The organism is Paenibacillus ferrarius (assembly GCF_002027705.1).
GTDB lineage: Bacteria > Bacillota > Bacilli > Paenibacillales > NBRC-103111 > Paenibacillus_E > Paenibacillus_E ferrarius.
This window is the reverse complement of the sequence record NZ_MBTG01000066.1, coordinates 14221-37559: the sequence shown is the minus strand read 5'-3', so window position 1 is coordinate 37559 and position 23339 is coordinate 14221. Positions and strand designations below refer to the sequence as shown.

Annotated in this window: 21 protein-coding genes; 5 read left to right on the top strand and 16 right to left on the bottom strand. The window is 47.7% G+C overall.

What is annotated here, in order from left to right; translation table 11 throughout:
- Window positions 1-34: 34 nt before the first annotated feature.
- From BC351_RS37545 to mtnB, 3 genes are read left to right on the top strand one after another with little or no spacing between them, the layout of a single operon-like run.
- The gene (locus BC351_RS37545) at window positions 35-1303 is read left to right on the top strand and encodes a 2,3-diketo-5-methylthiopentyl-1-phosphate enolase (protein ID WP_079420772.1); all 1269 of its coding nucleotides are present in this window, start codon (window positions 35-37) and stop codon (window positions 1301-1303) included.
- Entirely contained in the window at window positions 1300-1962 is a 663-nt protein-coding gene (locus BC351_RS37540) for a 2-hydroxy-3-keto-5-methylthiopentenyl-1-phosphate phosphatase (RefSeq protein ID WP_079420770.1), read from the top strand. Before BC351_RS37545 ends, BC351_RS37540 begins: the two co-directional genes overlap by 4 nt.
- Window positions 1959-2600, top strand: a complete 642-nt coding sequence (gene mtnB / locus BC351_RS37535; protein WP_079420768.1) for a methylthioribulose 1-phosphate dehydratase — start codon at window positions 1959-1961, stop codon at window positions 2598-2600. Before BC351_RS37540 ends, mtnB begins: the two co-directional genes overlap by 4 nt.
- Window positions 2601-3147: 547 nt before the next feature.
- On the opposite strand, the gene BC351_RS37530 is transcribed toward mtnB, so the two are convergent.
- The 8 genes from BC351_RS37530 to BC351_RS37495 all read right to left on the bottom strand — a co-directional run bounded on the left by BC351_RS37530 (window position 3148) and on the right by BC351_RS37495 (window position 11649).
- Window positions 3148-3828: a DnaD domain protein gene (locus tag BC351_RS37530; RefSeq protein WP_079420766.1), complete on the bottom strand. Its 681-nt coding sequence runs from the start codon at window positions 3826-3828 to the stop codon at window positions 3148-3150.
- A 44-nt stretch (window positions 3829-3872) separates the two neighbouring features.
- Complete coding sequence (gene asnS, locus BC351_RS37525; protein WP_079420764.1) at window positions 3873-5162, bottom strand: asparagine--tRNA ligase; 1290 nt, start codon at window positions 5160-5162, stop codon at window positions 3873-3875.
- Between the two features lie 66 nt (window positions 5163-5228).
- The gene (locus BC351_RS37520) at window positions 5229-6437 is read right to left on the bottom strand and encodes an acetate/propionate family kinase (RefSeq protein WP_079420762.1); all 1209 of its coding nucleotides are present in this window, start codon (window positions 6435-6437) and stop codon (window positions 5229-5231) included.
- Window positions 6434-7306 (bottom strand): 3-hydroxyacyl-CoA dehydrogenase family protein, encoded by an 873-nt coding sequence (locus BC351_RS37515; protein ID WP_079420760.1) that lies wholly within the window; start codon window positions 7304-7306, stop codon window positions 6434-6436. The genes BC351_RS37520 and BC351_RS37515 overlap by 4 nt, the downstream gene beginning before the upstream one ends.
- A gap of 376 nt (window positions 7307-7682) precedes the next feature.
- The gene (locus BC351_RS37510; RefSeq protein WP_079420758.1) at window positions 7683-9185 is read right to left on the bottom strand and encodes an AAA family ATPase; all 1503 of its coding nucleotides are present in this window, start codon (window positions 9183-9185) and stop codon (window positions 7683-7685) included.
- Window positions 9178-9708, bottom strand: coding sequence for a hypothetical protein (locus BC351_RS37505; protein ID WP_079420756.1), 531 nt, complete (start codon window positions 9706-9708; stop codon window positions 9178-9180). The genes BC351_RS37510 and BC351_RS37505 overlap by 8 nt, the downstream gene beginning before the upstream one ends.
- Window positions 9709-9822: 114 nt before the next feature.
- Window positions 9823-10311 (bottom strand): cell wall elongation regulator TseB-like domain-containing protein, encoded by a 489-nt coding sequence (locus BC351_RS37500; RefSeq protein ID WP_079420754.1) that lies wholly within the window; start codon window positions 10309-10311, stop codon window positions 9823-9825.
- A 42-nt stretch (window positions 10312-10353) separates the two neighbouring features.
- Window positions 10354-11649, bottom strand: a complete 1296-nt coding sequence (locus BC351_RS37495; RefSeq protein WP_079420753.1) for an amidohydrolase — start codon at window positions 11647-11649, stop codon at window positions 10354-10356.
- Between the two features lie 289 nt (window positions 11650-11938).
- Here BC351_RS37495 and BC351_RS37490 point away from each other — a divergent pair, with 289 nt between their 5' ends.
- Window positions 11939-12565 carry a DUF47 domain-containing protein gene (locus BC351_RS37490; protein WP_079420751.1) on the top strand — a complete coding sequence of 209 codons (627 nt, stop codon included), beginning with the start codon at window positions 11939-11941 and terminating at the stop codon, window positions 12563-12565.
- A gap of 61 nt (window positions 12566-12626) precedes the next feature.
- On the top strand, window positions 12627-13628 hold the full coding sequence (locus BC351_RS37485; protein ID WP_079420749.1) for an inorganic phosphate transporter: 1002 nt from the start codon (window positions 12627-12629) through the stop codon (window positions 13626-13628).
- A 725-nt stretch (window positions 13629-14353) separates the two neighbouring features.
- On the opposite strand, the gene BC351_RS37475 is transcribed toward BC351_RS37485, so the two are convergent.
- The 8 genes from BC351_RS37475 to BC351_RS37440 all read right to left on the bottom strand — a co-directional run bounded on the left by BC351_RS37475 (window position 14354) and on the right by BC351_RS37440 (window position 23316).
- Window positions 14354-14974, bottom strand: a complete 621-nt coding sequence (locus BC351_RS37475; protein ID WP_079420745.1) for a redox-sensing transcriptional repressor Rex — start codon at window positions 14972-14974, stop codon at window positions 14354-14356.
- Between the two features lie 3 nt (window positions 14975-14977).
- Window positions 14978-17833 (bottom strand): ATP-dependent DNA helicase DinG, encoded by a 2856-nt coding sequence (gene dinG / locus BC351_RS37470; RefSeq protein WP_079420743.1) that lies wholly within the window; start codon window positions 17831-17833, stop codon window positions 14978-14980.
- A gap of 90 nt (window positions 17834-17923) precedes the next feature.
- Entirely contained in the window at window positions 17924-18517 is a 594-nt protein-coding gene (locus BC351_RS37465) for a tetratricopeptide repeat protein (protein ID WP_079420741.1), read from the bottom strand.
- 79 nt (window positions 18518-18596) lie between these two features.
- On the bottom strand, window positions 18597-18980 hold the full coding sequence (panD, locus tag BC351_RS37460) for an aspartate 1-decarboxylase (protein ID WP_079420739.1): 384 nt from the start codon (window positions 18978-18980) through the stop codon (window positions 18597-18599).
- 5 nt (window positions 18981-18985) lie between these two features.
- Window positions 18986-19849 (bottom strand): pantoate--beta-alanine ligase, encoded by an 864-nt coding sequence (gene panC, locus BC351_RS37455; RefSeq protein WP_079421023.1) that lies wholly within the window; start codon window positions 19847-19849, stop codon window positions 18986-18988.
- A gap of 23 nt (window positions 19850-19872) precedes the next feature.
- Window positions 19873-20730 (bottom strand): 3-methyl-2-oxobutanoate hydroxymethyltransferase, encoded by an 858-nt coding sequence (panB, locus tag BC351_RS37450; RefSeq protein WP_079421022.1) that lies wholly within the window; start codon window positions 20728-20730, stop codon window positions 19873-19875.
- A gap of 248 nt (window positions 20731-20978) precedes the next feature.
- Complete coding sequence (locus BC351_RS37445; RefSeq protein WP_079420738.1) at window positions 20979-21947, bottom strand: biotin--[acetyl-CoA-carboxylase] ligase; 969 nt, start codon at window positions 21945-21947, stop codon at window positions 20979-20981.
- A gap of 49 nt (window positions 21948-21996) precedes the next feature.
- The gene (locus tag BC351_RS37440; RefSeq protein ID WP_079420737.1) at window positions 21997-23316 is read right to left on the bottom strand and encodes a CCA tRNA nucleotidyltransferase; all 1320 of its coding nucleotides are present in this window, start codon (window positions 23314-23316) and stop codon (window positions 21997-21999) included.
- Window positions 23317-23339 lie beyond the last annotated feature (23 nt).

Below are 23339 nucleotides of genomic sequence, written 5' to 3'. Positions count from 1 at the left end.
GGATTCATACTAACTTAAGCAGGTGAATGTTTCGATGAGTGCCTATTGTTTAGCAACGTATCGGAGTTTCGATGAGAAAGCCGATTTTCATAAAAAAGCAACAAGTATTGCCGTTGGTCTCACCGTCGGGAGCTGGACGGAGCTCCCTGAAGCGCAAAAAGCGCAAATGGAGAAGCATTTAGGCAAAGTCATTTCGGTCGAGGTCCATGAACCCGCGTCAGGCGAAGCGGCCTCGAGCCGTTATGCGGATATCACCATTGCCTATCCCGATGTTAATTTCAGCCGCGATATTCCGGCTCTGTTAGTTACCGTATTCGGAAAGCTCTCGATGGATGGCAAAATCAGGCTGATCGACTTATCTTTCTCCTCCGACTTTCTATCCGGCTTCTCGGGTCCGAAATTCGGCATGCAAGGAGTCAGAGACTTGCTTGGTGTGCATGATCGACCTTTGTTGATGAGCATTTTCAAGTCTGTTGTGGGCTATGAGCTTCCTGCGCTGCGTGAGCAATTTTATTTGCAAGCGGCCGGCGGGGTTGATTTGATCAAAGACGATGAGATTTTATTCGAAAATCCTTTAACTCCGCTGGAGAAGCGGATTGAGATTTGTTTGGAAGCCGCTGAGCAGGCCACCCAGTTAACCGGCCAAAAGCTGCTTTATGCCGTTAACCTGACTGGCTCCACCTCCAAGCTTGCCGCGCAAGCCAAAAAAGCGATCGCAGCAGGCGCTAATGCCCTTCTGTTTAATGTTTTGGCTTACGGCTTCGATGTCTTGCACGAGCTAAGCTCCGATCCGGAGATTACGATTCCGATCATGGCGCACCCAGCCTTGGCGGGAGCGACTTATCCTTCTCCGCATTATGGCATCTCTCCGTCCGTACTGCTTGGGAAGCTTATGCGTTTGGCCGGAGCTGATTTGGTCCTTTTCCCTTCACCTTACGGCTCGGTCGTTATGCCAAGAGAAGAAAATTTAGCGATTAAGCACGTATTGCTGACGAAGAATTTACATCAAGACTATGCTTACAATGCTTCATCTGATGCCATTTTGAAGCTTGCAGCCAGTTTCCCTGTACCTTCTGCCGGCATTCATCCAGGACTCGTGCCTCATATCCTGCGAGATTTCGGCACAGACGTCATCGTCAACGCAGGCGGCGGCATCCATGGTCATCGCATGGGTACGATCGGAGGCGGACATGCTTTCCGACAAGCGATTGACGCAACATTACAAGGCATCAGCCTTCGCGATTATGCCCAAACACATCCAGAATTGCAATCAGCTATTGATACTTGGGGGACTCCGGAATGAGCAAGGAACGCATTATCTTCTGTGACTTTGACGGTACCATTACCGTTAACGATAACATCGTTGCGATCATGAAGCATTTTAACCCACCAGGCTGGGATGCCATTGTAGAGCAAATTTTGAGTAAGAAAATCTCAATCAAGCAAGGCGTAGGCGCTATGTTCGCCCTTCTCCCTACTTCACGCAGAGAAGAAATTATCGACTATGCTATCTCTAACGCTGTGATCCGAGATGGCTTCAAAGAGTTCGTTGATTATTGCCAAGTCAACGGGATTAAGCTGCTGATTACGAGCGGCGGCATTGATTTCTTTATCTATCCGCTGCTTAAGCCATTTCCGATTAGCGTTGATCATATTTATTGCAATGCCAGCTCTTTCGAAGGCAGTACCATTGAAATTTTATGGCCAAACCGCTGTGACGAACATTGCACAACCGATTGCGGCATGTGCAAAACAAGCATTATTCGTTCTTATCCCGCTGAGAAATATGAGCGGATCATCATCGGAGACAGCATTACCGATTTCGAGGGCGCGAAGCTGGTCGATACCATCTTCGCACGCGCACATCTGATCGACATGTGCGAACAGCTTAACTATCCCTATTACGCATTTGATACCTTCTTCGATATTATGAAGCAACTGGAGGCTGAACCTGTCATATGAGCATTCTACTAGAAGAGAAACAACGAGCATTTGCTGATTTACGCGAGATTAAAGCTAATTTGGCAGCTAGAGGCTGGTTTCCGGCAACAAGCGGCAATTTGTCCGTTCGTGTGGGAGGCTTTGAGCCAGATGCTTTTACTTTTGCCATCACCTCAAGCGGAAGAGATAAATCCGTACAAACACCGGAAGATTTCTTGCTTGTGAATGAAAAAGGTCAGCCTACTGAAGCTACAAGCCTCAAGCCTTCGGCAGAAACGTTAATTCATAGTGAAATCTACCGTTTAACCGGCGCAGGCGCTATTTTCCACGTACATACCATCTTCAACAACTTGATTTCTGAGCTTTATTGGGAACGCAAAAGCATTCCTGTTGATGGTGTTGAACTGATTAAAGCTTTTAATATCTGGGATGAGGAAGCGCAGGTCGAAATTCCAATTTTGCCGAATTACGCTGAAATCCCGCGTATTGCCGAGCTAGTCGAAGGTGCGATTGTTCCACGCATTCCTGGCATCGTGCTGCGCAAACATGGCATCTATGCGTGGGGCGCCAATGCTTTTGAAGCCAAACGCCATCTGGAAGCGTTCGAATTCCTCTTCGAATACGTCTACCGCTCCCATTTGCTGCACAAAGGGGTATAAGTCAACATCGGGTAACTGATACATAGGGAACGAGCATGCGGGCATTGCAGCGCATTCTCGTTCTTTTTTTATTTGATAGAAAAAAAGCGCTTCCGCAGGCTTTTGAGTTGATGAGTGTCTCATGATGTTTGTTGAGCAGATGTTGAGAGAGCGGTTTCACTCTGGATGCTGTGAATGCTGGATAGAGCGAGTGGTGGTTTGAGATATCTCCCAGAAACGACGATAAGACTGGGGATCGGAAGTATCCCTCAGCCTTATGGTTGTAGTGGAGCTTATGTCGGTCACCTACCTCGTACATCCTGCCTTAATTTACGCTGAACTTCAACCACTCCGCTATCACTTATGGAGGATTGCCGGCTAAAACACCACCGGTAAGGCTGTTTTTCGGCCTTAAAGATGCGGGTTGGCGCTGACTTCCGCCGATAAGGCTGAAAAACAGCCCTATCTCACTCGGATTTACACCAAGCCAAACAACCCCTACTTGTAAGCATGTTAAAAAACCTCCAACCCCACGGCTAACGAGGGGGATGGAGGTTTGTTCCAACTTTTATCTAGATTGCCGAAAACGCTGAGAATATTCCTTCGCTTGATCCACGGTAGCCACTCGATTGCGGTTCCATTCCATCAAAATGCGATCAATATAGCGGAAATGGACTTTGCCCGCAAACACGGCTTCCTTGAGCGCCGTCAGAATCAGATCCTCTTTGTACATATCCTTATCCAACCAGCCGGTAATGGTTTCAAGCTCCATCGGTGTTAAGGGACGTGCAAATTCCCGCTCAAAAGTTGTGAAAATGTTTCTGGCATTCTCGTCAACGATAACAGGCTGCCGCGCATTTGCCGCTTCGGCTAACTGCTCCTCAGCTACCCGTTTAGCCAGTTTACGATATAGCGGGGTCAGATTGTAGCGTTCACTCCGAATGCCTGTGGATGCTTCCATATCCTCGTCAATCATAATAAACTGTTCATGAATCAGCTTCTGCAAGCTGGAGATTACTTGATCAGGGGAAGCTGACATTCGCGCCTGAATCTCATCTGTTGTTGGGAACTCTTTTTTTTCTTTTTCCAAAAAGGAGATCAGATGAATCAGTGTCATCACTTCGATTTCACTGACGTCCAGTGCCCGATAATGTTTCAAAAGCAGAAGCGGAATCCCCACGCTTCCCTCCTGGAAACTGGCCAGAAGAGCTGCTTCTATCTGCTGCTGTGTAATTGTCTGTTTACTCAATGTGCGATTCGGCTCCCCTTTCTACCCATGGTTGATAAATCTGTTTACGGGTATAGACGGTATAAAAGACGCGGGAATGGAATCGTTTCGCGGACATGATCAAGTCCACAGATCCAAGCGACGGTGCGTTCAAGTCCAAGTCCGAAACCGGAATGCGGCACTGTGCCATATTTCCGCAGGTCAAGGTACCATTGATAAGCTTCTTTGGACAACTCATGCTCTTGGAAGCGCTGCTCCATTAATTCCGGATCGTCAATGCGCTGGCTGCCTCCAATAATTTCGCCATACCCCTCCGGAGCAATCATATCGGCACAAAGTACAACCTCAGGTCGGCTCGGATCAGGCTTCATGTAGAACGCCTTAATTTCTGTCGGCCAATGGGTTATGAAAACAGGCGTCTCATATTGAGCAGCAATCGCCGTCTCATGCGGAGCCCCGAAGTCTTCGCCCCATTCGAATTCATGACCATTTTTTTGCAGGAAATCGACCGCTTGGTCGTAAGTTAATCTTGGGAAACTGCCTTGAATTTTCTCAAGTTTGGACGTATCACGCTCCAAAGTTTCCAGCTCTTGTGTACAATTGCGAAGCACGGTTTGAACTATGTGAGATACAAATTGCTCCTGAATCTCCAAGTTTTCAGCGTGATCAACGAATGCCATTTCCGGCTCAATCATCCAGAATTCAATCAAATGACGGCGCGTCTTCGATTTCTCAGCTCGAAATGTCGGGCCAAAGGAATACACGCGGCCTAATGCCATCGCTGCTGCCTCCATATAAAGCTGCCCGCTCTGTGTAAGGAAAGCGTCCTCATCAAAATACTTCGTATGGAACAAATTAGTCGTTCCCTCACAGGAAGATGGCGTCAGAATCGGCGGATCAACCAGATGAAAGCCACGTTCATTGAAAAATTGCTGAATAGCTTGGATAATTTGCGCGCGAATCACAAGTACTGCCCGTTGTCGCGGACTGCGAATCCAGAGATGACGATTATCCATTAAGAAGTCTACACCGTGCTCTTTTGGTGAGATCGGATATTCTTCGGTCACCTGAATGATGTCTACCCCCAGCACGTCAAGCTCATAGCCGCCTTTGCTGCGTGTATCTTCTTTTACCGTACCTGTTATGTACAGCGAACTCTCTTGGGTCAGTTTGGATGCCGCTTCCCATACCTCTTCGCTAACGTCACTTTTTACCACAATGCCTTGTATATAGCCGGAACCGTCTCGAAGTTGTAAAAACTGAATTTTACCGCTGGAACGCTTCTTGTTCAACCAACAGCCAATCGTAACAGACTCGCCGACATGATGTTTGACTTCACCTATCGTACATTTCATCTTCCGATCGAACCTCCTTATGTGTTTCAGAATCCTTATCTATTGTACACTATTTTCTCCAAACAATCAGTCGACCGCTGCCTGGACAAGTCGATATGTATCTTCAGCAATGACCAATTCTTCATTCGTAGGAATAACGAGCACTTGTACCCTTGAGCTGGATGTCGTGATGCGACGTTCCAGCCCTCTTCCCTGACGGTTGGCTTCTTCATCGAACTCCACGCCTAGGAAGGTAAGATGTTCGCAAACAGCTTTGCGCAGCAGCTCGGAATTTTCTCCTACGCCTGCGGTAAATACAATGGCATCGATGCCGTTCATCGCCGCGGCGTAAGCACCGATATATTTGCGCAGCCGATACTCGTACATGTCAAAAGCGAGAGCAGCGTTTTTATCGCCTGCTTCCATCGCTTCTACGATCTCCCGCATGTCGCTTGAGCCCCCCGAGATCGCCTGCAGACCGCTGTGTTTGTTCAGCATGGAGCTGATCTCACCTAGCGTCAAATCCTCCTTGCCCATCGCATAGGGGACGATGGCCGGATCGAGATCGCCGCTGCGCGTGCCCATCATCAGACCTTCGAGCGGGGTCATCCCCATGCTCGTATCAACCGATTGGCCGCCCCAGATAGCGGCGCAGGAAGCTCCGTTACCGATGTGGCAGGTAACAAGCTTCAGCTGCTCCAACGGACGCCCTAGAAAGGCTGCGGCACGCTCGCTGACGTACTTGTGCGAGGTGCCGTGAAAACCATAACGGCGCACCTTATGCTTCCGATATAGCACCATCGGTATCGGGTAGAGATAGGCCGGCGCCGGCATGGTCTGGTGGAAGGCGGTGTCAAACACGACGGCCTGCGGCACGTCAGGCATGTTCGCCTCCACCGCAATAATGCCAAGCATGTGCGCCGGATTGTGCAGCGGCGCCAGATCGAAGAGCCGCTTGATCTCTTGCTTCACTTCGTCCGTGACGAGGACGGAGTTCTTGAACGATTCACCGCCATGAACAACCCGGTGACCCACGGCGTCAATTTCAGCCGTGGAGGCAAGAACACCATGCTCTGGGTGAACGAGCAGCGCCAAAACCTTGCGGATAGCTGTCGTGTGCTCAAGGATTTCGCTGACTTCGCGCACCTCGGCTTTGCCAGCGGGCTCATGGGTTAAAATCGCGGTTTCCATCCCGATGCGTTCAATTTTGCCTTTTGCCAGAACAGATTCATCTTTCATTTGAAAAAGCTGATATTTGAGTGAAGAGCTGCCCGCATTGATAACGAGAATGTTCATAGACGATCACCATCCTTATCATAGCGGAAAAAGCCTTCCCCTGTTTTAGCCCCTAGATGGCCTGCTCGCACCATTTGCTTCAATAGGAAGGATGGACGGTACTTAATGTCTCCGTAATCGCGGAACATGCCTTCCAGAGCAGCCTGAACGGAATCCAGCCCGAATCGGTCGCACATTTCCAGTGGACCATATTTGAAGTCATAGCCGATCCGCATGGCCGTGTCGATATCTTCAGCCGAAGCAACACCCTCTGATAACGTGTGCAGCGCCTCATTGATTAACGTACAGATCAATCTTGTTGTGATAAATCCAGGTGATTCATTCACCTTAATACTTTTTTTCAAAATTAGCTCATCTACGAAACGTCTTGTGCGTTCAAATGTTTCATCCGATGTTTTCATCGCCCGAATAATTTCGACAAGGTCGATTTTGGCTACTGGATGCAGAAAATGCAACCCAATAACCCGCTGTGGATTCGTTGTAATGGCTGCAATCTCGGTAACGCTTAAAGTCGATGTATTGGTCGCCAAAATAATGGCAGGGTTGCATATTTGGTTTAACTGAAAAAAGACATGCTTTTTAGCATTCAAGTCTTCGGTAATCGTTTCTATAACCATATCGCATTCGGCCATATCCTCAAGCGAATCTGCCTTTTTTATTTTAGCCAAAATCAGCTTCTTCTCCGATTCTGTCATCGCCCAGCGCTCTATTTGCTTATCTAAGCTGACCGTAATTTGCTCTAACGCACGGTCCAGTTTCTCAGTTGTTTTCTCGGCAATTCTGACTTCCAGGCCACGAGCGGCAAGCATTTCCGAAATCCCTTGCCCCATTGTGCCGCCACCAACGACGCCAATTGTTTTAAAGTTCATACCTATTTCTCCTTCTCTTGCCCCGTGATCGAACTGAAATCTATGTCTATGGGTTCCTGCGAATCATGAAAACCCACTCATATCATACAATTTTTGATGCTTAATTTCATTAGTATACACAAAACGTTCCTGAGACTTTCTCACCTTAGACACATTTCAGATACATATGCTAGATCATAGAAAATGCCTATTCTTATGCCAAATTGAACGCCGCTTTCTGTGAAAAGAGAGGTCAGAAAAATTCTTAAAAACATGCATAATCGCAGGAATTTAATGATTCAGGCTAGTAGAGGAGGTCTGGGCTGTCGAGGCATATGTACTTTTAAAAAAAGAGCCGCCCCCAAGTAGTTGATCTACTTAGAGGACAGCTCCTGCACTATGCACTTTGTGAAACAGAAGCATCAAACAGGGTACGGAACGTATCACCTGAGAGGACTTCTTCTTTCATCAATATCGCAAAAGAATGCTCGAATACGCTGCGCTGCTGCTCTAGCAATTCCTTCGTGCGTATCATCAGCGCATCCAGAATCGCCGTATTTTCTTTCATCAGCTGATCCTTCGTCACCATCTCACGGTCGATAATACCAAGCGATGTTAAGCCGGAATCCATCATATTGCGCACCATGGAAAGAGCCTGCTCGAAGTCATTTCGGGAGCCCGTACTGCGTCCGCCGTAGAAGATTTCTTCGGCCGCGGCACCACCAAGAGCAATCATGATCTGATGTTCAATATAATCTTTCGTGTACAAGTAATGGTCCTTCGGAGGATTATGACGCACATAACCAAGTGCTTTTCCGCGTGGACTCACCGTAACCTGAGAAACCGAACCAGGACGAACCATTTCGGCAATGATCGCATGGCCTAGTTCATGATAGGCGACACGCTCTTTTTCCTCTAATGCGGCTTCTTTATCTGTTCTCTCGCCCATCATCACCTTATCAATCGCCGAAGCAAGGTGATGCTGCTCAATAGCCGGTTTTTCCTCACGCATAGCATAAATCGCTGCTTCATTCAGAACGCCTTCCAGCTGAGCTCCGGAGAAGCCAAAGGTTTGATCTGCAATTGTATCCAGCGAAACACTCTTGGCTAAAGGTTTATTTTTCACGTGAATATCCAAAATAGAGAGACGGCCCTTTTTATCAGGCAAATCTACTTCAATATGACGGTCAAATCGACCAGGGCGCAATAAAGCACTATCTAGCATTTCTTTACGATTCGTTGCCGCAATGATCAGAATACGCGGAGCGTCGTTCGTATGAATGCCATCCATTTCTGTTAACAGCTGATTCAAGGTCTGATCATATTCTCGCTGCTGACCGCCATCACGCTTACCGCCAATTACATCAATCTCATCAATAAAAATGATGGCATTGTCTTTACCTTCTTTGGCCGCACGTGTTCTGGCTTCCTTAAATAAATCACGCACACGGCTGGCACCGACACCGACATACATTTCTACAAACTCACTTCCTGAAGCCGCCAAATAAACAGAATTCGTATAATGCGCGGCTGCTTTAGCCATTAATGTTTTCCCAGTCCCAGGAGGGCCTGTAAGCAAAAGCCCTTTGAGCGGTCGAATGCCCAGCTTCTTCATTTCTTCATGTTTGATCAGAAAATCAAGAGCTTCCGTTAACTCCTTCTTTGCTCGGTCTTGTCCGCCGATCTCATCAAAGGTTAAATAGGAAGGTGTGCGGTTTTTATTTTTGCGTTCACCGCCAGTTGCGACGCCAACGCCTCCGCGGCCTCTAATCATATAAAATAAAGAAACACCGAGAACCGCGACAAACAATACCGGAATCACATTTACACCCAAAAAAACAAGAAAGATAAGTAAAACAGGGATAAATCCGATACCGATTTCCTTATATATTTTACTCATTCGGCCACACTCCTATCTGTGACGATCTAGGCAGCATGATAAATTTCGTAGCATCACCATCTGTCAAACGAATGTACACATTCGACTGATCCATTTCAGTTTCCACTTTCATCGTCGGAACTTCTGCAGCATATTTCTGCAAGGTGGTTGGAATGTCCGCATAATGCTTGGTTTCCATGGCTTGAGCAACCTCGAACAAGGCTTTGGACCACCACAGCTCGAGCTTGTCTGACGGGTTGTTTTTGACATCAATATTAACTGTACGTTTGCCAATTATCGAGGCTCCATCTTTGTGAATGCGATCAACGACCGTTCTTAAACTGGCATCTTGGCTTAAAGCAACTTCTATATCAACACGGTCATTGTTCAATTTCATGGTAGAGCTTGTTACACCGGGAACCTTGCTTATAATGTCGCTTAACGGATTTTCCATTGCAAAGCTTGTATAGGCAAACCAACCGCCGAACAAAACACCGGCAGAGATAATAACACTCAACACGACAGGTAAGAGACGCAGCTTCATCAGTCAACGTCCCCCTTTCTACGGTTATTTTGTTTCGTCCGTTTCTATACGAGAAGTATATCACGGCATATACACGATTGCTCTATGAAATGAGTGGAAACAAAAAAACTCAGCCTACTGAAGGCTGAGTCGATACGTATCCAAATATTGTCCGTCTTTGAATTTATAATAATCATAGAAATGGCGCGTGCCGCCGTCTTCCTGTCTTTTGTAGAACACTTCCCACACATAATCTTGACCAAGCTTGCCTGGTATCACACGTTGGACCTCAAAGTCTTGGCCCTTTTTCAATATGACATCTCGCACTTGATCTTCTGTAAAACCTTCATCCGACATTTCCGAATGGACTTCTTTATCTGACACCCAAACGATCAGGTTTTGGCCAATCTTATCTTCACCATACACAATTTGGAACGGCTCATCTCCATAGAAAAAATCTACCTTGGTTGCTTTGGTCATGATACTTTTCTCATAAGCCGTTTCTACTGCTTTGCTTTTTCCGTCCCAGTATTCACTCTGTACATTCAAGTAAAAGCGGCTGAGCACGACACCAAGTGTCAAGATAATAAATACACCTAATGTGATGGATCGCTTCAGATTCATAAACACCGCTCACCTCCCCAGACGAACTTACCGGTTATCTGCTTATCCAATCAATCGGTCAAAGCATTGTTCAAATTCACGCTTAATTTTCTCTTCATCCAGCGTAGTGCATTCGCCCTTGCGCACAATCCAATTGCCATCCACGCATACGTCTACAACATCTTTCGCACAGGCCGAGTAGACGACATGAGAAACGAAATCCGTCTTCGGCAAGAAGTGCGGCTGATCGATATCCAAGGCAATAAAATCTGCTTTCATGCCAGGCTGCAGCGTACCCACTTGATCAAGCCATATGGATTCCGCCCCCATGCGAGTGCCCATCAACAGCGCTTCAGCAGCAGGAACAGCAAGTGGATCACCAGAAACTCCTTTGTGAATCAACGCCGCTAATCTCATTTCTTCGAACATGTCCAAATTGTTATTGGAAGCCGCTCCGTCTGTTCCCAAGGAAACTTTCACTCCAGCACGAAGCAGCTCAGGAACACGCGCCACTCCACTAGCCAGTTTAAGATTGCTGCCTGGATTATGCGATACACGAACGTCGTATTGTTTGAGAATGCTAATTTCTTCATCCGTGAGATGAACGCCATGAGCGATAAGTGCTGGTCGGCTGAATACACCCAGCTTCTCTAGATGAGCTACTGGACGAAGTCCGTATTGATCAACATTCGCTTGCACTTCTCGACTTGTCTCGGACATATGCGTGTGAATCGGCAAGTTCAAATCATGCGCAACTTGAACGATACGTTCGATATAATCCGGAGGGCACGTATATGGCGCATGAGGCGACATCATCGTTGTGATCCGGCCATTTGCTGCGCCATGCCAAGTTTTGGCAAACTCGGTCGCATCGATTAATTTGGAAGTTTGGACCTCTGGAGGACAAAGTCCAATCACACCCCGTGTAAGCACGCCGCGCATGCCGGACTCTTCCACAGCTTTTGCTACTTCATTCATATGATCATACATATCAACTACGGTCGTAGTACCGCCTTTGATCATTTCCAGAATGGACAATAATGTCCCCCATTTCACATCCTGTGACGTGAATTTGGCTTCCATTGGCCACATTTTCTCTTCTAGCCAAATTTGCAGCGCAAGATCATCACCATATCCACGCAAAAGCGACATCGCGGCATGACCATGCGTATTAACTAAGCCTGGCATGTACAGCTTATTAGTTCCGTCGATAACTTCATCATAGTTTTCTCTAGGCTCCGGAACTTGCTCTCCGATGTATGTAATTTGACTTCCTTCGATAACCATACAGCCTTTGATGGATGATTTCGCTTCATTATTAGAAATAAAAATACCATTCGTAATTAATGTTTTTTTCATACTAAAAAACCCTCTCTATGCTCATTCTATAGACAAACACTCCACTCTAAACTTTACATCTTCAGGCTTGTAAAATCAAGAATGCAACCCCGTGTAAAGAAATTGTAAATTGTCACGGAATTTTCGTTGCTTAAAGTACGATTGTTATGATACTTTTAGCATTGTGAGTTTTTTTCTACATAGGGGTCTGTTTATCCTCATAAATCGACGAAAAATCCCTCTTTTGAGGTTATTCAATGATGAGCGAATGCGTTTATCTTGTATATATAGTAAATATTAGGAGGATCTTATGACAACGTTATTCACAAAAAAGAACGAAGTCGATTTCTTGCAGCTGCTTATCCGTGCGGCAGAAAACGCACTTCAAACCGCCCAATTATTTCGCACAGCCATGATGGGTGAAAAGCCTCCGATCGAATATGTTAAACCCATCCATGATCTAGAACATGCTGGTGATTCCATTACGCATGAAATTTTCAAAGGTCTCAACAAGGTTTTCATTACCCCGATTGACCGCGAAGACATTATGATTCTCGCTTCCAAAGTTGACGACGTCACAGACGGAATTGAAGCAACCATTGCCCGTTTCGACTATTTATCTGTTTCTCACACAGATTCTTATATGAAAGAATTTTCAGCTGTCATCGTGGATTCTTGCCAACATATGCTGGATGCTTTCAAACTGCTCGCCAAGAAAAAGTATATGCAAATTCCTGAGCATACCGTTGCCATCAATTCGCTTGAAAATGACGGAGACCGCTTAATGCGTGAAGGCATTCGCCAAATTTTCATAACCCGCAAAGATCCCTACGAAGATTTCAAACTCAAAGAAATCTATGAGCGTCTGGAAGAAACGACGGATGCCTGCGAAGATGTTGCCAATATCCTTGATAGTGTCGTACTTCGTTATTCATAGGAGTTTTCGCTGCTGTGGTGCGAAGAAAGTTTTCCTGCCGGAAAACGCTTAGGAGGAACTCATGTTAACCTATTTAATCATTATCGTTGTACTTGCTCTGCTATTCGATTTCATCAATGGATTTCACGACACAGCGAATGCGATAGCAACTTCCATTTCAACACGTGCATTGAGTCCGCGAGTTGCTATCATCATGGCAGCCACACTTAACTTTGTTGGAGCCATGGTTTCTTCTAAAGTTGCCAAAACAGTTGGGGGCAGCATCGCCAATCCAGCCAAGATTGAGAACGGTGTAGAAATCGTTATTGCCGCTCTGCTTGCCGCTATTATTTGGAATTTACTTACTTGGTATCTTTCCATCCCATCTTCCTCTTCCCATACTCTACTTGGTGCCTTGGCTGGGGCTGTCATTGCTGGTGCAGGCGTCCATGCTGTGAATTGGGATGGCTTCACTCAAATTATCATCATCTTGCTGCTATCGCCAATCATTGCTTTTGGGCTAGGTTATCTGATCATGGTGTTGATCAAGTACATCGTCATCTGGTCAGGAAATACATCGCGATCCAAGCTGAATCGCATGTTCCGCACCCTGCAGATTATATCCGCTGGTCTGCTCTCCTACTCGCACGGCGGAAACGATGCACAGAAAGCAATGGGCATCATCGTGTTCGGTCTCGTCGCAGCCGGCGTGCAAACCGATCTTAACGTTCCCCTCTGGGTGAAAATCGCCGCGGCACTTGCGATGGGACTTGGTACATCCATCGGAGGCTGGCGCATTATCAAAACAGTCTCAGGTAAAATTGTTAAAATCGAGCCGATAAACGGCTTTGCCTCAGACCTAACCTCTTCCATTGTTATTCAGTTCTCAACGTTTATCGGTAAACCACTTTCGACTACACATGTGATTTCGTCCGCCATTATTGGGACAGGCAGTGTGCTGCGATTCCATGATGTACAATGGGGTACCGTTGGCCGTATGCTGATAACTTGGATCATCACCATTCCGATTAGTATCGCATTAGCGTTCTCGATCTATTTCGTGTTATTCAGACTTATTTTCTAATCCTTTAATGGGGGCTGTCCTCGAGTAGTTAAACTACTTGAGGGCAGCTTTTTTTTGTTGAAATTCTCCAGCTACGGCGGCTTTTTACAACAAAGCCTGCAATTGTGCATCTTTTTTACGCTTGAACTAGCTTCCATCATGAAATTCCTGCATTTGTGCAGGTTTTTGTGGCTTTTCTCTGGAGGAAAGGCTGGATACGCTGAAAATGCCTGCACAATTGCAGGAATTTCCACTTTTTAAGCAAATCTGGGGAAAATGCCTGCACATTTGCAGGCTTTTCGGATAGGTGCACCAAAATGAAACCAAAAAATGAGGATCGCATGGCATCTCGTGGCATGGGATGGTATGGCATGGTAATCTCATGGCATTGCATGGCATCATATGTCATGACCTCTCATGACATCTCATGACATCTCATGGAATGGCATAGCATTGCATTGCATTGCATGCCCTCTCTCATGCCCCCTTGTAGCCACTCTCTCGGCCAAACCTCACAATCAAACTGTTTGTTTCCTTGCAGCCACAAAGCAAAAAAACAGTACTAAGCTCTTTCGACGCTTAGTACTGTTATCTTCGGCTGATCCGTTACCTTCAAACAACATGAAACGGGGCTTGAATCTTATCTTATCTTATCTTATCTTATCTTATCTTATCTTATCTTATCTTATCTATCTTATCTTATCTTATCTTATCTTATCTTATCTATCTTATCCAGCCCATCTCAATCAATCCAAATAATAAGCCAAGCTCTGCAGCTCCGTTGTGAAATCCGCATAATGCACACGCACTTCCGGGGGAACTTTGATGATAACCGGAGCAAAATTGAGGATCGCTTCGATACCGCAGTCGACGAATTGATTGGCCACATTTTGGGCCTCGTTAGCGGGCACCGTGATGATGCCGATGCGCACGCCCAACTGCGACAACACGGTCTTCATTTCCGACATCGGCTGGACAATCAGATTATTGATCATCTCGCCTGCTTTTTCAGGCATCGCATCAAACAATGCGACAATTTTCATATCATTACGCAAATACGTATTATAATTGCATAATGCACGGCCCAAATTGCCCGCTCCGACAAGCGCAACTTGAATATGCCGATCGAGCTTAAGAATTTGCCTGATTTTCTCGATCAAATAAGAAATATCGTAGCCAATGCCTTTTTTCCCGAATTCCCCGAAATAAGCCAAATCCTTGCGAATCTGAGCAGGATTCAGATCCAGCTTTTGACCCAAATCCTGCGAAGAGACCGTCGATACATTTTTCATCGAAAGCTCATTCAGATAGCGCAAATATATGGGCAGCCTGCGTACGACAGCCTCCGAAATTTTCTGTGTTTTCATCCCTTACGCCTCCCCCATCCACTGCTCAATCCGCGGTAACATTTGTTCTGTTGTCATATGCTCTATCTTAGGTCCGGGCAGGGAATAGAGGAAGTGCTTGCCATAATAAGTGTCAATGACGCGCGTATCATAAATAATGACGATCCCCTTATCGGAAGCGCGCCTAACAAGCCGGCCAAACCCTTGCTTGAAACGTATGACCGCCTGCGGCACGGAAAATTTCATAAAGGGATTTTCATTGCGTTTTTTGATATTCTCACATTTGGCTTCGACCAGAGGATTGTTCGGCGGCTGGAAAGGCAAGCGAATGATAGCCAGGCAGCTCAGCGCATCCCCAGGAATGTCGACGCCTTCCCAGAAGGAACTGGTGCCCAGCAGAACGCACATTGCGTTATCTTGGAACATACGGGTCAGCTTGCTGCGATTGCTGCTGTCAATCCCTTGACCAAGCACTGTAATGCCATAAGGCCTCAGAACGTCTTTCATGCCCGCGTGGATTTGCTTCAACATCCGGTTCGAGGTGCACAGAATCAGCATTCGCCCCTTCGTAACTCGCGCTACATCGCTGAGCGATTGAATAAGGGCATTGATAAATACAGGATCACCCGCCCCTTTAATCATCGGAAAATCACGCGGAATCACAACAAGCGCTTGCTCGCGATAATTAAAAGGAGAAGGCAGCTGTACCGTTTTGAGCTTGCCGTTCTCTTCATCTTCAGGAATCGTTAAGCCCAGTTGATCCGCTGAATACTGAAAGGACTTGTTTACGGACAGCGTCGCTGAAGTAAGAATTATACTCTCTTTGGTTTCAAAGAAATGCTGTTGCAGCAAATTGCTAACATCGATAGGCACGGAGTTAAGCTGCAGGGATTTCGCCTTGGCGTATGTCCCCGCTTCCATCCAATACACATACCCCTCGTCAGCCAGCTTCATAAAAAAGTGAAGAGCATCGCGGTGATTGTACAGCTCTTTGACCGTTCCATTCAGATCGGTCACTAGCCCCTGAACACCGAACACGTCCTGCATGTCTTTCACTTCGCTCAGCAGCTTATCCAAGGTTCTCAGCATGTCATTGGCATTCAGATAAATATTATCTTCCATGATGACCAATTCCCGCCAATTATCGGGCAGGTTCTCCGACTTCATGCGAAGGACATATTGGGAGTTTTCCGTTTGAGACGGATCGCTTTGGGAGGACAACAGCTCATACAGCGACTCGCTCAAACGATCCCAATCTTCTTTGATTTTGACGATTTTCGGAAAAACACTGTCAATCGCTTGACTCCAAGCGGCAACGCGCTCTTGGTGGTCATCAGATTTCTGCAAGCGGAACCGCAGCATTGGCAATTGACCGCTTCTGTTGTCCTTATACAGCCATAAGAGAGAATGATAGAAAGCGGAGGCATGCAGCTCAATGCCCAGATGCTTGCTCGCTACTTCTTCAAAATGATGGGCCTCATCAATCACAAGATGCTTGTAAGCCGGTAGAAGGCGGTTCTCAGCCTTCATATCCGTAAAGAGGAGGGAATGGTTCGTTATGATAACATCGGCCGTATTGGCGTCATTGCGGGCGCGATGATAGAAGCACTTTTTGTACCATGGGCACATTCGATTCAGACAGGAGTCGGTATCGCTGGCAACGGAATGCCAGAACTGAGCCCCTTTATTGCCAAAATGCAGCTCTTCTTCATCTCCATGCTCGGTTTCACTGAGCCAGACCACCATCTGGGCAGCTGTAATCGGATCTTCCTTGCCATTCTCATAATCCCGTGTCGTCAGCTTTGTTTCGAATTTCCGCAAACATAAGTAATGGCTTCGGCCTTTGAGTATCGCCGCTTTGAACGGAACCGGAAAAATCGCTTTAAGCAGCGGAATGTCCCTGTCGCGCAGCTGTTCCTGCAAGTTGATGGTGTGTGTAGACACAACCACTTTCTTCTCATACTTAATGCCGTAATAAATAGACGGAATTAAATAGCCCAGCGATTTGCCCGTCCCTGTTCCGGCTTCGATCATCAAATGCTGGTCTTGCTCCAGCGATTTCTCTACCTCCCAGATCATTTGCTCCTGAGATTCCCGATCTTCAAAGATCTCGAATTTTTCCTGGAGAGCCGTCTTCAAGCTTTGATGAAACTCTTTGAAAGAAGCGCCCAAGCCGGCCTCATCCGCTTCCGTGCGAATCTCTTCTTCTTCGCCCCAATCGGCAACGTTCAGGGTAAACTGCCGGAAATACCGATTCGTATCCATATCCACACTCGTGATGGACTCTTTGTATAGACAGATTTCATCAAGAAACCAGCCTAAATCCGTGTTGCCGTTTTCGAAGATGTGCTGCAAGCGCTGAACCGTAAGGAGCGGCAAGCCAATCAAGCGCTCCAAGCACATAATCCAGATGGCTGCCGTTACTTCGGCATCACTGTCTGCCTGATGAGGCCTTTCATGATCAAGGCCAAATAAAGCGGCCACCATGCTAAGCTGAAGACTTGATATCGAGGGGAACAACATACGCAGCATATCGATGGTATCCAGTACGCGACCTGAGAACGGCGGATAGCCGGTTTTCGTTAACCCTTTTTGCAAAAAAGAAACATCAAAGGCTGCGTGATGCGCTACTAGCACACAATCAAACAACAGCGGAAACATATCCGACATCACTTGGTCGATATTCGGGGCATCCGCCACCATCTCATCGGTGATGCCCGTAAGGGTTGTAATCGAAGAAGGTATACCGATCCCTGGTTTGACCAGAGAAGTATACCTGTCTGTAATTTGAAATTGATCTATAATGACTAATCCAACCTGGATAATCTCATCCGCCGGCTGACTTCCTGTTGTTTCAAAATCCAAAACTGCAAATTTCATGACGTGTATCTTCAATCCCTTCGTCCTGCACTTCTCCTAGCATACCAAATCTCATGAGGAAAAGGGAATACCCAGTTAGCCGCTTTGTAATTAAGACTCGTCCAGATTGATCAACGGCTCTATACAAGAAGGATCGGTATGATACGCTTTTTGGAAATACTCAAAGGCTTTCTCCATGTTCTGATTCTGAACTTGAATACACCCCATAGCATTGTAGGAGATGGCTTTCATTTTGGAATTGTCGGTCAGGGGAAGAAGGAATTTGAAGTGTTGATACGCTTCGCCAAACTCTCCTTTCCGCAAATGTCCCATAGCTAGATACACTCTTGCCAGCAGGAAATCAGGCTGTCTTTCAATCAGAATCTCGAATTCCTTAATCGCTTGATCATACATGTAGAGCTTGTAATAGCCTTGGCCGCGCACGAATTCATCCGTTTGCTTCCCGGAGACATCGAGATCCATCAATTCCTTATGAAGGGTTTGGGTGCTGATCGGAACGGCCCCATAGAACTTTCCCAGCTTCTCCTCAAAAAGCAGCCACGCCTCGATGAACTCATCGCTCATCGTCTTCAACACCTGTAATTGCTCGTCAAGCTCCGCCTTTTTCTCCACATCGCTATTCGGATATTCTTTTTGGATTTCTTCCAAAACCTCGTTCATTGTGGAAAATAAATGCTTAAACATTTGGCATCCCACCTTTGCTTCGAAAGCTTATCCTCATTCTTTGTAAACAGCGCCGATTTCATGCATGGAGGAAATGATCTTAAAGGATCGTGGAATGCTCTTCCTCTTTCAGCAGCTGGGCAACCTTGTTATTGGCCCCCATGATCGCAATCGTCGGGTGATGCTTCTTCGCTTCCTCGTCACTCATCATGGCATAGGAAACAATAATCACCGTGTCGCCAGTTTGCACCAGTCGAGCGGCAGCACCATTCAAACAGATGATCCCAGAGCCTCGCGGCCCAGGAATAATATAAGTTTCTAGCCGTGCGCCATTATTGTTATTGACAATCTGTACTTTCTCATTCGGTAGCATATCGACCAAATCGATCAAATCCTCATCGATGGTAATACTTCCAATATAGTTTAAGTTCGCTTCCGTAACGGTAGCACGGTGGATTTTTGCTTTCATCATTGTGCGAAACATAGACGTCACTTCCTAACTTGTATAATGAGATTATCAATTAAACGCGTCTTGCCAAATTTAACAGCTAAAGCCACGATAATAGATGCGGGATGATGACCAATTTCGAACGGCTCCAGTGTCGGATACCCTAGTGCTTCTACGTAATCAATAGTCGCTAGCGGCGCAGTTGAAATATGGCTGCTGACCAATTGCACTAGCTCCTCTGAGGAGAATGAAGGATGAGATTGAATGAATTCCTTGACTTTCTCCAAAGATTGCGAAAGTACTAACGCTTGTTTCCGTTCCTGTTCCGAGAGATAGACATTGCGTGAACTCATAGCCAGACCATCCGCTTCGCGCAGTGTCGGACAAGGCACGATTTCAATATCAAGATTAAGATCCTGCACCATTTGTTCAATCACAGCGATCTGTTGCGCATCTTTAAGGCCAAAGAAAGCTTGATCAGGCTGCACAATATGAAACAGCTTGCTGACAACTGTGGCTACGCCGTCAAAATGCCCAGGGCGCGAAGCCCCGCAAAGCCTCGAGGTCAAACCTGTCACACTAACCGTCGTGCGAATAGGAGTTGGGTACATTTCATCTACAGTTGGCATAAACACGAGATCAGCACCCGCGGCTTCCGCCAGCTGGAGGTCCTTCTCGGTATTCCGCGGATAACGCTCGAAATCCTCGCCAGGCCCGAACTGCAACGGATTAACAAAGATGCTTAGCACCACAAGACCGCTTTGGGTCCGAGCTTTGCGAAGCAAGCTGACGTGCCCTTCGTGCAAATATCCCATCGTGGGCACAAAGCCCACGGATTGATCATGCTTGCGTCGATACTCCTTGATCCGAGTACGTAAATCGGCAATTGAATGAACTACTTGCATGGTTTGCGTAGCTTCCATGACGATCATTCCTCCTTGTCGCCGTATAAATATTGAACCACATCGTTATCCATATGAAAGGAATGATCCGGGCTAGGGAAAGCTCGTGATTTCACTTCTTTCACATATTCGCCAATACCTGCTCGAATAGTTTCCCCTATATTAGCGTAAGCTTTGACGAACTTTCTGGGAGCACTGTCAGAACCATACTGTAATAAATCATGATAAACAAGCACTTGTCCGTCGCACTGAACGCCGGAACCAATACCAATCGTCGGAATCGCCAATTGCTTGGAAATCCAAGCGGCCAACTCATCGGTTACCAATTCCAAGACGATCGCAAAAGCGCCAGCCGCCTCAATCGCTTTCGCATCGCTCAGCAGTTTCTCTGCTTGCTCTGAGCTGCGTCCCTGCACACGAAACCCACCAAGCTGATGGACTGACTGCGGTGTCAAGCCTAAATGACCAACGACAGGAACGCCTGCCTCTGTAATGGCTTTGACCGTTGCGGCGATTTCAGCGCCGCCTTCTAGCTTGACTGCCTTCGCTCCGCCCTCTTGCATCAAGCGCGCGACCCCTTTTAACGTTGCATCCAAGCTGCCGTGATACGTTAAGAATGGCATATCCGCAACGATGAATGTCCGTGAAGCCCCACGTACGGCCGCGCGAGTATGATAAACCATATCATCCATAGTGACAGGCAAAGTAGAATCGTAACCGTCTACGACATTCCCGAGTGAATCTCCCACGAGGATCACATCAATTCCTGCCTCTTCCGCCAATCTTGCCGAAGGGTAATCATACGCCGTAATCATCGTAATCGGCACGCCGTCTTGCTTCATTTTTCTCATCTTGGTCGTTGTGAGCGCTTTGCGTTGTTCCATTTCCATCCCAGCTTCCTCATATAAAATAAAAAACCTTTTAGCTAAGAGCTAAAAGGATCGCATGCAGAAAGAATCGAAGGTGATCCTTCTGTCTCGGTCCCGTAAGGCTCAGAGCAGAATCCAACATCTCGTGTAACGTTATTCAAATGTCCAATAAGATTGGCTTTCAAGCTGCAAGTGCAGTTCCTTTAAGGATACCGCCTCGTCATTCTATTATACCAAATTCGACTTCCATTTGATACCTTAAATTATTTCAATTCAATATCGCCGGAATAAATTTTAACTTTTTCTCCGTTTGCGGTAATGACCGTCAAAGCGCCGGAGTCATCCAACGAATCGGCTATCCCTTCAATAGGGCCTGAAGGCGCGTAGGTGCGAATCGGCCGCTTTAAAGTCACGCTCAGCGCCTCCCAGAGCAGTCGAATGGGCGCAAACCCTTTATCCATATAGAGCGCATAAAGATCTTCAAACTCATGGAGAAAGGCTTGTACGAGATGCTCCCTCGAGATTTCTTGACCGGATTCAATAGCAAGCGATGTCGCAATGTTTCGCAGCTCCTCAGGGTAATCCTCTGTTTTGAGATTTACACTGATGCCTATCCCGGCAATGACATATTTGAGACGCTCATCCTCACCGCTGCTCTCAAGTAAAATACCGCTGACCTTTTTACCTTTGATCAAAAGATCATTAGGCCATTTGATGCCAATCTCGACTTGGCATACTTTTTGGATAGAACGGCATAAAGCAACTGCGCTCAAGAGCGTTAGCTGCGGCATGAAATAAACAGGGACGCGCGGCGTCAAGACCATGCTCATCCATATCCCTTTACCCGGCGGAGAATGCCACGCACGGCCCATTCTCCCTCGCCCGGCTGTCTGTTCCTCAGCGAGCACAATCGTGCCTTCAGGAGCCCCTGAAGCAACCAAAGCGTGAGCAATCGTCTGAGTGGAGTCTACTGCGCCATACACATGAACTTTCTGACCCAGCACTTTGGTCTTCAATCCACTGAGCAGCTTGCTGACCTGCCAGCGGTCCGGCTTGCTTACCAACCGATAGCCCTTGCGAGGCGCTGCTTCAAATTCGTAGCCAGCTGCGCGAAGCTCTTCAATATGCTTCCATATTGCCGTACGGCTAACGTTCAGCCTGCGGCTGATTTCCTCGCCGGATACGTAGGCTTCCGGTGATTCCTGGAACAACTCCAAAATACGTTCGTTCATCTCGTTCACTCGCGATCTATCAGGAATTTAAAAAAACCGCGCTGCACTGCTACTGTGCAGCACGCGCGGCTTGTATTAGGATGTCTTTCTCGTTCGCCAGTTCTCCGAGCGCGGTTCGTTCAAGCAGCTGCTGCAGCAAGGTGCCCATCCATGGGCCCGGCTGCAGGCCAAGCTCCTCCGCCAGATCCTTGCCGGATATGGCGAGCTGCTTCAGGCTGAAGCAGGGCACCTCGCTCAGCCATGCTTCTCCGCTGCGCACCAGCTCGGGCGCTACGCTCTGGAGGAAGCGCGCGAGCTCGCCGCGCTGCTGCGAAGCATCCGGCAGCGCGCGAAGCTGCCGCAGCAGTGCGCGGGCTGCCGCTTCGCCGCGGCGCACCGCGCCAAGCTTCCAGACCCGCTCCAGATGAGCCGGGTCTGTCTGGCCGGCGGCGTCCGGAGCGCCGACGTCATGCATCTGCGCGGCTACCGATTCGCGCAGGGCGAGATCAGCTGCGACCGCGTCGCCGTCGGCGCGGGAGAAGGTCAGCTCCTGGAGCGCCGTGCGGACGACGTCCGAGGGCACCTCCAGGAGCATCAGCAGCATCGACCAGCGGTCATGCTGCCCTTCCAGCGCGCTGAGGGCATCCAGCGCGTCATCCCAAGCGAGCCAACGCTCAAAAGGCAGCGGAAGCTGCTTTTTGAGGTGTGCCGTGAGGCGGCTCGCCAGCAATAAGCGCACGGCCCGGGCGGGCGCCGGGCCTTCGATCATGCGATCCAGCTCGCTGCGCACACGCTCCATCGCGATGTGGCGCATAAGCGGGGCTTGCTTGAGCAGCGCCTGCCAAGTTCCCGCTTCGACCTGAAGCTTATAGGTCGAAGCAAACCGAACACAGCGAAGCATGCGCAGCGCATCTTCCCCAAATCGCTCTTCGGCCGAGCCTACGCAGCGAAGCACACCGGCCTCCAGATCCTTCTGACCATCAAAAGGATCCAGAATCTTGCCATTTTTGTCCATCGCCATCGCGTTCATCGTGAAATCACGACGCTTCAAATCCTCGATCAAATCGGAGATATATGCGACGGAAGCCGGCCTTCGGAAACCTTCGTATTCGGATTCTTTGCGGAATGTGGTCACTTCGTAAGTTCCCTCAGGCAATACCACGGTAACTGTACCATGCTGCAAGCCTGTAGGCACTGTGCGCGTGAAGCAAGCAATGACCTGCTCCGGAAGCGCGGAAGTTGCGATATCAATATCCTTGATCCGCCGATTCAGCACGGCATCCCGTACACAACCGCCTACCAAATAAGCCTCATACCCGGCTTCCTCCAGCTTGCAGATGACAGCCGAAGCGCCACGATCCTGTATATAACTATTAACCTTGTCTGACATGTTACTCCTGACCAGCGCTTCTC